Source organism: Halostella litorea, assembly GCF_004785955.1.
Classification (GTDB): domain Archaea; phylum Halobacteriota; class Halobacteria; order Halobacteriales; family Natronoarchaeaceae; genus Halostella; species Halostella litorea.
On record NZ_SJER01000005.1, the window covers coordinates 331,873 to 343,462 of the forward strand.

9 protein-coding genes and 1 pseudogene are annotated in these 11,590 nt (G+C 67.6%); 6 read left to right on the forward strand and 4 right to left on the reverse strand.

Translation table 11 applies throughout. The features are described 5' to 3' along the window. Window positions 1-35: 35 nt before the first annotated feature. A complete protein-coding gene (locus EYW40_RS16585; protein WP_161973229.1) occupies window positions 36-3,590 on the reverse strand; it encodes a PKD domain-containing protein in 3,555 nt (1,184 codons plus the stop codon). A 773-nt stretch (window positions 3,591-4,363) separates the two neighbouring features. On the opposite strand from EYW40_RS16585, the gene EYW40_RS16590 reads away from it, so the two are divergent. Next, a complete protein-coding gene (locus EYW40_RS16590; RefSeq protein WP_135822771.1) occupies window positions 4,364-5,470 on the forward strand; it encodes a Gfo/Idh/MocA family protein in 1,107 nt (368 codons plus the stop codon). A gap of 97 nt (window positions 5,471-5,567) precedes the next feature. Here EYW40_RS16590 and EYW40_RS16595 read toward each other — a convergent pair whose 3' ends face one another. Beyond that, window positions 5,568-6,419, reverse strand: a complete 852-nt coding sequence (locus tag EYW40_RS16595) for an eIF2B alpha/beta/delta subunit family protein (protein ID WP_135822772.1) — start codon at window positions 6,417-6,419, stop codon at window positions 5,568-5,570. Window positions 6,420-6,689: 270 nt separating this feature from the next. On the opposite strand from EYW40_RS16595, the gene EYW40_RS16600 reads away from it, so the two are divergent. Beyond that, window positions 6,690-6,989, forward strand: coding sequence for a DUF7969 family protein (locus tag EYW40_RS16600; RefSeq protein WP_135822773.1), 300 nt, complete (start codon window positions 6,690-6,692; stop codon window positions 6,987-6,989). Beyond that, complete coding sequence (locus EYW40_RS16605) at window positions 6,986-7,198, forward strand: hypothetical protein (RefSeq protein WP_135822774.1); 213 nt, start codon at window positions 6,986-6,988, stop codon at window positions 7,196-7,198. The genes EYW40_RS16600 and EYW40_RS16605 overlap by 4 nt, the downstream gene beginning before the upstream one ends. On the opposite strand, the gene EYW40_RS16610 is transcribed toward EYW40_RS16605, so the two are convergent. Both EYW40_RS16610 and EYW40_RS16615 read right to left on the reverse strand, forming a co-directional pair. Next, window positions 7,195-8,652 carry an RtcB family protein gene (locus EYW40_RS16610; protein ID WP_135822775.1) on the reverse strand — a complete coding sequence of 486 codons (1,458 nt, stop codon included), beginning with the start codon at window positions 8,650-8,652 and terminating at the stop codon, window positions 7,195-7,197. The two genes, EYW40_RS16605 and EYW40_RS16610, sit on opposite strands and share 4 nt — an antisense overlap. Before the next feature lie 73 nt (window positions 8,653-8,725). Then, window positions 8,726-9,136, reverse strand: a complete 411-nt coding sequence (locus tag EYW40_RS16615; RefSeq protein ID WP_135822776.1) for an archease — start codon at window positions 9,134-9,136, stop codon at window positions 8,726-8,728. A gap of 169 nt (window positions 9,137-9,305) precedes the next feature. Here EYW40_RS16615 and EYW40_RS16620 point away from each other — a divergent pair, with 169 nt between their 5' ends. The 3 genes and pseudogenes from EYW40_RS16620 to EYW40_RS16630 all read left to right on the forward strand — a co-directional run. Then, a complete protein-coding gene (locus tag EYW40_RS16620) occupies window positions 9,306-9,782 on the forward strand; it encodes a GNAT family N-acetyltransferase (RefSeq protein WP_135822777.1) in 477 nt (158 codons plus the stop codon). Window positions 9,783-9,870: 88 nt separating this feature from the next. Continuing rightward, window positions 9,871-11,079 (forward strand): DNA primase small subunit PriS, encoded by a 1,209-nt coding sequence (priS, locus tag EYW40_RS16625; protein WP_135822778.1) that lies wholly within the window; start codon window positions 9,871-9,873, stop codon window positions 11,077-11,079. Then, a pseudogene (locus EYW40_RS16630) lies at window positions 11,076-11,590 on the forward strand (hypothetical protein); the annotation flags it as partial. The gene priS and the pseudogene EYW40_RS16630, both read left to right, overlap by 4 nt.

An 11,590-nucleotide genomic window follows, 5' to 3' on the forward strand; every position in this document is an offset into this window, starting at 1 on the left:
GCCGACCGACACCGGGGATATCGATCCTGACGACCTCAGGATCGGCCCGACCGATACCGTCCAGCACCGACGATCAGGACGAGGGCGAGCAGCGCGACGACGATCCCGAATCCACCGAGTTCGACGTTGGCGTCGTCTTCGTCGTCATCGTCGGTAACGTTGTTGTCACCGTCCGTAACGCTGCCGTCATCGGCACCGGCATCGTCCTCCGAGTTGTCCCCCTCCTCGTCGGTGGACATGTCGTCGGTCGAGGTCCCGTCGGCGGTGTCCTCTTGGCTGTCCTCGGTGACGTTGATCTGACCGACGGTCACGTCGTTTACCTGCATCTCGTAGCGACCCGGCTGGTCAAAGGTGCGGACGAAGTCGACCACGACGGTGCGGTTGGCGGGGACGGTCGCGGTCTTGCGGTCGATTACCTCCCCGTTGGCGCTGAGTTGGGCCTCGTAGGTCCCGTTTGCGCCGCCGGTGTTAGTGACGAACGCCTGAATGCGCACGTCTTCGCCGGTCGTCGCCGCCTCGACGTCGGTTTCGGTGTCGGTGATAGCGAGGTCGGCCGTCTTGGCCGCGACCGTCCACTCCGAGAACCGATCGCCCGTGGTCCGGAGGACGAGTTCGCCATCCTCCCGTCCCACGACTCGGGTAGGCCGCTCCTCCCATCGATCCAGTTCCTCGTTGTACCGGTACATCGCGATGTTCTCGGGCTTCGACTCCAGCCCATCGAGTTCCTCCTGGTCGACCTGGAACGTGAACTGGCTCTCCTCGATGTTCGCGTTGTCGACGCTGGCGTTGACACTGACGTATCCCAGTTCCTCCGTACCCTCGGATGGCAACTCGGCGTCGGGCGTCGAGTTGAGCGGTTCGGAACTGGCTTCGACGTCGAGCGAGAGGCTCCCGTTCTGAGCGGGAGTGAGCGCCACCTCGTCGAGTTCGAAGTGCTGCTCTCGCTGGGGGGCCGGCACGTCGACCCCGATCCGCTGTCCCGCGATGGCGTTCTGGACGGAACTCTGGACCGATGTACCGGTTTCGCTGGACTCGTTTTCGCTCTGGACGGTCGTTTCTGCCTCGTCGTCATTGTCGGCTGCATCGTCGCTGCCTTCATCGTCGTCGAATTCGTCGTCACCCGAAGACGGCACGGAGCCACCCGAATCATCGGAGTCGTCCGTGACTGTGATCGTCCGTGTGAACGTGCCGGTGTTGCCGTCCGCGTCGGTCACACGGAGGGTGACGTTTTCCTGACGGGCGCTGTCGTACTGGAAGCGGAAGTCCGGGTCGCTGGAGTTGGAGTCGAAGCTACTGTCGCCCACGAAATCCCACTCGTACTTGACGATCTTGTTGTTCGGATCCGTACTGTTCGACGCGTTGAACGTGATGAACTCGCCCGCGTGGCCCGGCTGTGGCGACGTCGTGAACGTCGCATTGGGTGCTCCCTGTTTGACGGTGATCGTCTGGGTGTAGGTGTCGGTGTCACCGCTCTCGTCAGTGACACGGAGAGTGACGTTTTCCTGACGGGCGGAGTCGTACAGGAAGCGGAAGTCGGGGTTGCTGGAGTTGGAGTCGAAGCTACTGTTGCCAACGAAATCCCACTCGTACTTGACGATGTTATCGTTGGGGTCGGTGCTATTCGACGCGTTGAACGTGATGAACTCGCCCGCATAGGCCGGACGGGGCGAGGCTGTAAACGTCGCGTTGGGCGCTTCCCGTTTGACGGTGATCGTTCGTGTGAACGTGTCCGTGTTTCCATCCGCGTCGGTCACACGAAGGGTGATGTTCTCCTGGCGGGCGGAGTCGTACTTGAAGCGGAAGTCCGACTCGCTGGAATTGGAGTCAAAGCTACTGTCGCCCACGAAATCCCACTCGTACTCGACGATCTTGTCGTTCGGATCTGTACTGTTCGACGCGTTGAACGTGATGAACTCCCCTGCGTAACCCGGCTGTGGCGACGTGGTGAACGTCGCGTTGGGTGCTCCCTGTTCGACGGTGATCGTCTGGGTGTAGGTGTCAGTGTTGCCGCTCTCGTCGGTCACGCGGAGGGTGACGTTCTCCTGACGGGCGCTGTCGTACTGGAAGCGGAAGTCGGGGTCGCTAGAGTTGGAGTCGAAGCTATTGTCGCCCACGAAGTCCCACTCGTACTCGACGATGTTTCCGTCGGGGTCGGTACTGTTCGACGCGTTGAACGTGATGAACTCGCCCGCATAGCCCGGACGCGGGGCGGCCGTGAAGGTCGCTGTCGGTGACTTGGAGGTGCTCGTAACCTCGACAGTTTGCTGGGTGGTGTTGGTGGTGCCGCCGTCGTCGGTGACACGCAGGGACACCGTGGTGGTGCCGTTGGTCGTGAAGCTGTGAGTGACGGACTCGCCGGTCTTCTCGTAGTTACCGTCGCCGTCGAAGTCCCACTCGTAGCTGACGACGCTGCCGTCCGAATCCGTCGAGTTGCTCGCGTCGAAGGTGACGTCCCCACCCACCGTCGGACTCGACGGCGAGTACGTGAACGTCGCCGCTGGGGCCTGGTTGCTGGTGGACTCGCCGCCCCACGCCTGTACGTAGCCCTGGCGGTCGACGACGTAGACGTTCCCGTTTGCAACCGCGGGCGGGTAGTTGCCGATCCCCCCGGAGTAGTCCGACCAGACCTCACTGCCGTCGCTGGCATCGAACCCGCGGATGAACCCGTTGGCGTCCGTGACGTATATCATTCCGTCGGCGACAGCCGGATAGCTCCGGTCGGTCCCGGACGTGCCCTCGACGAACAGTTTCGTCTGCCAGCGCTCCGTACCGGTACTGGCATCCAGCGCTTCCACCCGATAATCCTTGCTGTTGGCGTAGACCGTGCCGTTGGCGACCGATATCTTCGGGGTCCCCGTGGGCTTCTGGTCGGTGAAATTGGTAGTCCAGCTATTGGCGCCGCTGGCGGCATCGAACGCGTACACATAGCCATAGGAATCGATGCTGAGTCCGTCCTTAACCCGTCTCTCGACCGGCAGGTAGACGGTCCCGTTCGCCACAGCCGGTGGCTCCCGCGCGAAGTAATCGACGCTGGAATCCGACTCCACCCAGTCGTAACTCCACTGGTGTTTACCGGTGTCAGCGTCGAGGGCGTACAGCCAGGGCTGCCAGTCGTCGCCCGTCGCGTTCGCGCCCGACACGAAGACGGTGCCATCGGCGACAGCGATGCCGTGCGTTCGGTTCTCGGCCGCGAACGTCCAGCGCTGGCTCCCGGTATCGGCATCGACCGCGTACAGGTGCTCGCTGGTGCTCCCCTGGAACTTCACGCCGTAGAAGACGGTGCCGTTAGCGACCGTCATATCCGAGACGTACCGGCCGTCGGAGCCGGCGCTGGTGTGGTGCCAGTCGATGGTCCCGGTGTCGGGGTCGAACGCCATCACCGACGTGTCGTTGATGACGTACCCCGTCCCGTCGACGACCGCAACGTCCCGCGGGTCACCCGGGAACGAGGTCTGCCAGCGGAGGGTACCATCCGTAGCGTTGACGGCAGTAACGTTCCCGCCATTGTTTCCGCCGGCGTAGACGGTCCCGTTCGCCACGACGGGAGCCGTTGCCGCGTCGCAGACCGTACACTCCCATTCCAGCGTCACGTTGGTCCGCGGACCCGCCGAATTCGGATTGTAACCGGTTCTCGCGCTGTCGGCCTGGGTGACTCGCCAGCCCGCGTCGTCAGTGCCCCCCTCGCTGTCGTTGAAGGCCGTATCGGTAAGGGCCGGCCCATCGACGCGTGGCGTGCTGGCCGCGTCGCCGGCAGTGGCTGTGCCAACTGCCCCTGCCGGTATCGCGACCATCGACACCAGCATTACCGCCGCGAGTGCAACTCCGCGAACGGCGTCGACCGGATCGTCACCCATCGAAACACCACCTCGTTCGCCCGACCGGTGCTGACAGTCCCGATACCACGAAAGCACCCGGGATAGCGAGAGCGCTCAGCCGACCGCCGTCAGTCATCGGTGCCCCCTCCAGGTGATACACTCGCGCGTGTTCGTGATGTAGCCGACAGCGTCGTCATCCGCTGTACCCGCCGATAACGTATCATTTACTTGTGTGATGGATGACGGGATCTTAAATCGTAGCACTACCTATGTAGTGGCACCCGATCTGTCCCCTAGTCGGGAGTTTCGGTCAACCCCGCAGCGTAATCTAGTTGATGTACTCGATGAGTCGGCCTGGTTCGTCGGCAGTCGTTTGTGCCGCCCAGCCCCGCCGGTTCCGTAGTGAGGACGTTCGGGTTCCGCAGGCATACGGCGGTGCGTCCGACATCGGTTGCATCGACGACGGCCGCCCGGCAGCGTCCGGCGGATGCCGCCGCGGTCCTGCCGACGAAGAAACACTGAAACGCCGGCCCGTCGAACGCACGTCCATGACCCTACAGGTCGGCGTACTCGGCTATCGGTTCATGGGCAAGGCCCACGCGAACGCGCTGGCGCGGCTCCCGATGTTCTTCCCCGACGCGCCGGACGTCGAGCGGGACGTGCTCGTCGGCCGCGACGAGGAGGCGCTCGCGGACGCCGCGGACCAACTCGGCTTCTCCGGGACGGCGACGGACTGGCGCGACGTGGTCGACGAGGTGGACGTCTTCTACAACCTTGGCCCGAACCACGTCCACGCCGAGCCGTCCATCGCGGCGCTCGAAGCCGGCACGCCGGTCTTCTGCGAGAAGCCGCTCGCGCCGACCCTCGACGCGGCCCGGGAGATCCGCGACGCCGCCCGGGACGCCGGCGTCCCGGCGGGGAACGCCTTCAACTACCGGTTCGTGCCGGCGATCCAGTACGCGAAGAATCTGATCGACGGCGGCGAACTCGGCGAGATCCGCCACTTCCGCGGCACATACCTCCAGGACTGGCTGGTCGACCCCGAGGCACCCTGGTCGTGGCGCAACGACGAGGAGATGGCAGGCAGCGGCGCGCTCGGCGACCTGGGAGCACACACCGTCGACCTCGCTCGGTTTCTCGTCGGCGACGTCGAGCGCGTCAGCGGCCACCTGAAGACGTTCGTCGACGAGCGGCCGGTCGAAGGGAGCGACGAGACGCGTCCCGTGACCGTCGACGACGCCTACTCGGCGCAGGCGGAGTTCGAGAACGGCGCGATGGGGACGTTCGAGGCCTCCCGCTTCGCCACCGGCCACAAGAACGACCACAGCATCGAGGTCCACGGTTCGAAGGGGAGCCTGCGGTTCTCGCTGGAACGGCTGAACGAACTCGAAGTCCTCCGCGAGGGTAACCGCGGCTACGAGACGGTGCTCGTCACCGAGGAGGACGACCCGTACGTCGACCACTGGTGGCCGCCCGGCCACGTCATCGGCTGGGAGCACACGTTCGTCCACGAGAACTACGAGTTCCTCTCGGCGGTCGCGAACGACGGCGAGTTCGAGCCGAGTTTCGAGGACGGGTACGCCGCGCAGGCGGTGCTTGACGCCGTGGAGCGGAGCGACGAAACCGCCCAGTGGGCCGAGGTCGAGCGCCGATAGGCGTCTCGACCGCACCGCTGGGCGGTTTCCGAGTCAGCGGGCCGAGGTCGAGCGACGGGAGGCATCCCACGTCGCCGGGCGACGCGGGCGTGCCCGGTCAGAACTCCCGCTGCCCCTCGTCGGTGATGACGCCGTCCAGCAGTTCGAGCGGCGTCGCGTCGTAGCTCGGGTTCGACACGTCAAACCCCTCGGTCGGTTCCCGCATCACCTCGCTGGCCGAGCGGTACTCGTTCTCGAAGACGAACCCCTCGTCGATGATCTTCACCCCGGAGCCGACGACGCTCATCGGGACGCCGAGCTGTGCGGCCGTCGACGCGATGGGGAACGTGCCGACGCGGTTGTACAGCGTGTCGTCGGCGATGGAGGTCATCCCCATCAGCACGCGGTCGCAGTCGGGCAACACCTCGCCGCAGGCGGCGTCGGTGAGCAGCGTCGTCTCGACGCGGTCCATCCCGGCGAGGGTCCGCGCCGTCTTCCGGCCGAGGTAGCGGGGGCGGGCCTCGGTGACGTACACGTGGAGGTAGTTCCCGTCCCGCACCGCCCGCTCGACGGCTTCGAGGAACGTCGACGAGTACGCGTGGGTGAGCAGCGTCTCGCCGTCCTCGAGCGTGTCGGCGGCCCGGGCGGCCGCCTCGCGCTTGCCGGTCTCGATGTCCTCGACGACCCGGTCGATGACCCGCTCCAGCCGCGCCATCGCGTCCGCGACGGCGTCGTCGTCCGCGTCGAGCACCTCGCGCTCGATCCGCCGGAGCGCGTTCTGGAGCGACGCGTGGGACGGGTTCGCGCGGCGGAGCGTCTTGCTGTTGCGCTCGATGTCCCGGTGGAACGCCTCGACCGAGGCGAACTCGCGGTCGAGCAGCTCCTCCAGCGCGCGGCTCGCCTTCACGGCGACGACGGAGGAGCTGTGGGTCTGCATCGCCTCGATCTCCTCGACCGTCTCGTCGATCATGTTCGGATCCTAACCGCCGGCCGTGAAAGCCCTTATCCCCGAAAGCCATCGGCGCTCCCCGGCGGCCGCCGGCGCACGCTTCGAGCGCCTGCCCTCCCCCGTCTGCTGGCGGCGCTCGCGTGGCCTCACGGGCTTCGCCCGTTCGGCCATGCCGAGGCGACTGCGTCGCCTCGCACCGCTCGCACACGCCAGCGCGGCCACTGGACGATCGTCGTTCGTCGGAACAGGTTCCCGCCGGAGCTAACTGTCCGCGCGCCCTACGTCCGGAGGATGGTCTCGGTCACCTACACCTGCCCCTACTGCGACGCGGTCGTGGCGATAGACCGCGACCCCTACCTGCGGGACAAGTCCGTCACGACGGAGCCACAGGGCGACCGCGAGTACGCCAGCACCACCGGCGCGTACGAGGACGCCGACGGCATCGAGTTCGTCTGCATCGGCGACCCCGAGGACCCCGACGACGGCTGCGGGCGGACGTTCTATCTCAACTACGTGAAGTACGAGCGCGGCCGCGAACTCCACGAGGGGCCGTCGCTCGAAGACACCCCGCGGTTCGACTTCAACCCATGAACGACGACGTACTCGACGAACAGCGCGAACTCGTATCGCTGCTCGAGGACGCGGGCTGGGACGTCACCGAGACGGAGCTGTCGGTGTACGAGAGCCCGTGGGAGAACGACGACTCGCCGGAGGCGACGGTGACGCTGACCGCGCGGAAGCTGCTCGGGGACGACGACGGGGAGGACGGCGACGACGCCAGCGAGTTCCGGATCGGCTAACCCTTGATGTTGCAGACGGGGAAGGTTCGTGCGACCTTGTCGCCGATGCCGAGCGCGTCGGAGACGCGGACCACCTCGTCGACGTCCTTGTACACGCCGGGGGCCTCCTCCGCGACGGTCGCGCCGCTCTCGGCTTTCACGTAGACGCCCTGCTGTTCCAGGTCGTCCTGCACGTCACCGCCCCAGTAGTCCTGCTTGGCCTGCGTGCGGCTCATCAGCCGGCCCGCGCCGTGGGCCGTCGAGCCGAAGGTCAGGTCCATCGACGACTCGCCGCCGCGCAGGACGTAGCTCCCCGCGCCCATGCTCCCGGGGATGATGATCGGCTGGCCGACGTCGCGGTACGCGGCGGGCACCTCCGGGTGCCCGGCGGGGAACGCACGGGTCGCGCCCTTGCGGTGGACGTACAGTTCGCGGTCCTCGCCGTCGACCGTATGGGTCTCCTTCTTGGCGATGTTGTGTGCCACGTCGTACAGCAGTTCCATCCCCAGTTGCTCCCACGTCCGGTCGAACACGCGCTCGAACACCCGGCGCGTGCGGTGCATGATGACCTGCCGGTTCACCCACGCGAAGTTGATCGCGGCACACATCGCGCCGTAGTACTCCTCCGCGAGTTCGGACCCGGCCGGCGCGGCGGCCAGTTCCTTGTCGGGCAGGTCCGCAAGCAGGTCGCCGTGTTCCTGCTCGATCCGCCGCAGGTAGTCGTTGCACACCTGGTGGCCCAGCCCCCGGCTCCCGCAGTGGATCAGGACGACTATCTGGTCCTCCCGGAGGTCGAACGACGCCGCGACGTCCTCGCGGAACACGTCGGTGACGCGCTGGACCTCGAGGAAGTGGTTGCCGCTGCCGAGGCTGCCGATCTGGTTGCGCCCGCGGTCCTTGGCCTTCTGCGAGACCGCCGCGGGATCGGCGTCCGGCCGCCGCCCCTCGTCCTCGCAGGCGCGGAGGTCGGCCTCGACGCCGTACCCCGCCTCGACGGCCCACTCGACGCCGCGGGAGAGGATCCCCTCGACCGCGTCGGCGTCGCCCTTGACGATGCCGCCCCCGCCCAGCCCGGAGGGGACGTTGGCGAACAGCGCGTCGACGAGTTCCTCCTCCTTTCCGCGCACGTCGTCGTACGTCAGGTCGGTCGTCATCATCCGGACGCCGCAGTTGATGTCGTAGCCGACCGCCCCCGGCGAGATGCAGCCGTTCTCGGCGTCCATCGCGCCGACGCCGCCCACGGGGAAGCCGTACCCCTGGTGGCCGTCGGGCATGCAGAGCGCGTGCTCGGTGATCCCCGGCAAGTGGGTGGCGTTCTTGAGTTGCTGGAGCGTCTTGTCCTCGCTTATCTCGTCCAGCAGCGCCTCGCTCGCCAGCACGCGAGCGGGGGTTCGCATGTCGCCCTCCCGCGGGATCTCCCAGACGTACTCACGCACCCGTTCGAGCGTGATGCCGTCCGCATCGTAGGTGGTCATACCCGACCCTCGGGCGGGCGGCCCGGAATACGTTTCGTCTGCGGGGTCGACGGGCGGCGTCCCCGACCGCCGCTCACACGTCGAAGACGACGTACGCCTCCCAGCCGTCGTCGGTCTCCCGCAGGTCCATCTCGGAGTACGTGACGGCCTTGACCTCGCGGGCCCGCACCGCCGACAGCGGCACCCCGCGCGCGCTCGCCGACAGGTGCCACTCGCCGTCCCGTTCCGCGACTGTCGCCCGATTGTCGACGGGCAGCACCGAGCGCACGTCGCGCTGGAAGATGAGTTCGTCGAGGTAGTCGAACAGCAGCGCCTCGCGGCTCTCGGCGGCCACCGACACGTCGAACCGCTCGCCGTCCGCGGGCACGTCGTCACACATCGCGGCCGCGAGCCCGTCCGCGGCGGCCGCGAAGGCGTCGCCGAGGCGGTCGCCGGCGGCGGCCACCGCCACGTCGGCGGTGTGGTCGCGGAGCTCGTAGGGCATACCGGAGCCTTTCCCGCCCGGGCGTTTGGCGTTTCGGATCCGCGACGGCGGCTGCCCGAGAGCGGGGAGCCGGCTCGGCGCCCGAAGCGGCGGTCGGCGCCGGCGAACGGCGCGGGAACCGCGCCGGCTGCCGGTGGAATTATATTTGCGAATCCACTACAGGGAGCCAGTGAGCGTCAAGGTCGACATTCGGGTCGTCGGAGCCGGCAGCGACGAGTACATCGAGGAGGCGTGGGACCTGAAGGAGTCGATCCGCGACGAGGACGGCGTGCTCAAGCAGCGTCGCGGCTTTTTCACCGACGCCTACCGGCGCTCGACGGTCCACGTCGCGTTCTGCGACGACGAACTCGTCGGCTTCTCGGCCGCGCGGCGCGACGGCTACATCCTCTTTCTCGCCGTCGCCCCCGAACACCGGAGCGAGGGGCTGGGCGAACAGCTCGTCGCCCGCGTCGCCGACGACCACTCGTCGGTCACCTGCCACGCGCGGACCACCAACGAGAACGCCCTCCAGTTCTACGAGCACCTCGGCTTCGAGATCAAACGGCGCATCGACAACTACTACGAGGACGGCGGCGACGCCTACTACCTGAAGCTGGGCTCCGACGCGGGGATCGCCGAGCGGCTCTCCGACATCATCCGCGGGTAGCGCGGCGGCGACCGAGAGCGTCGCCCCGGACGGCGGCGGGGCGCGTTCGGCACGCTTTTCCCACCCCCACGCTTACCGGACTGACGACATGGAGGCACGCACCCGGGGGTATCTCCGCGGCCGGTTCCGCGACCACTACCGGCGGGCGGAGATAACGCCGCCACCGGACGCCCCGGAGCGCGAGTGGGGGTTCATCCCCTGGACCGAGGGGCCGGGCACGACGATGGTCCGGCACCGCTCGCTGCTCGACATCGGCTCGCTCCCGGACTTCCTCCAGCGCAAGCGCCCGCGCCACGTCTACTTCTCGGCCGGGCGCTACGCCGACCCGAGCGCGAACTCGATGAGCGAGAAGGGCTGGCAGTCCGCGGACCTCGTCTTCGACCTCGACGCCGACCACCTGCCCAGCGTCGACCCCGCCGAGACCGCCTACCCCGAGATGCTCGCGGCCTGCAAGGCGGCGCTGTTGCGGCTGCTCGACTTCCTGGAGAACGACTTCGGTTTCGAGGACCTGACCGTCGTCTTCTCCGGCGGGCGCGGCTACCACGTCCACGTCCGGGACCCGGGCGTCCGCGAACTGGACAGCGAGGCGCGCCGCGAGGTCGTCGACTACGTCCGCGGGATCGACGTCGAGTTCGCGGACCTGGTCGACACGGAGGCCGTCGCCGGGATGGGCCGCGAGACGCCGGCCCAGAAGCGCACACTCGACACGACCGGCGGCTGGAGCGCGCGCGTCCACGACCGTATCTGTACGTTCGTCGACGAGTTGCTCGCTGCAGACGAGGCCGACGCGCTGGAGCGCCTGCGGGAGTTCGACGGCATCGGGGAGGGCAAAGCGACGGCCGCGCTGACGGCCGCCCGGTCGAACGCCGAGCGGATCCGCGCGGGCAACGTCGACGTCCACCCGGCGTTCTTCCAGGTCGCCCGGATCCTCGCCGAGGACGTGCTGGCGACCGAGAGCGCGCCCATCGACGAACCCGTCACGACTGACACGAACCGCCTGATCCGCCTGCCGGGGAGCCTCCACGGCGGGAGCGGCCTGGCGGTGTGTCGCATCGACCGCGACGACCTCGCGGGGTTCGACCCGCTCGTCGACGCCGTGCCCGACACGTTCGTCGGCAACACCATCGCGGTGGAGGTGACCGACGTGACGGACCTGTCGCCGGTCGGGAACCCCGACTTCGGCGACGTGTCGATCGGCGGCGACAGCTTTACGGTTTCGGAGGGTGCACAGAGAGTACCGGAACCCGTGGGCGTCTTCCTGATGGCCCGCGGCCACGCCGAGAAAGGTGAAGAATGAACTTGGACGAACTGCGGTCTGTCCAGAGCAAGGAGCGCCAGAAGGACAGCCTGCAGAACCTTCGGGACTCGTTTTACGCGGACGTGGGCCAGTACGTCGCCGACCTGAAGGCCCAGCGCGACCGCGCGGCCGAGGAGGCCGACGACCCGTTCTCCGACCCCGAAGTCGGCCGGCTCACCGACGAGATAGAGACCGCCGAGGAGGTGGTCGAGTCGGTGTACGAGCGCCGGATGGGGAAGATTGTCAAGCGCGCCAGCATCGCCGCCGCCGGGATGCGGTCCGACGAGGAAGGGCTGACGACCGAGGAGCAGGAACTGTTCTCCGACATCGTCGACCGCATCCAGTCGAACAAGGAACTGGTGCTCGACACGCTGTCGGGCGAGGAGGTCGACACGGGGGCGGACGCTCCCGACGACGCCGACCCGACCCCGGCGGACCCGGACGGCGTCAGCGCCGCCGACGTGATGGGGGTCGGATCGGACTCCCCGGCGGCCGAGTCCCCGGCCGGCGG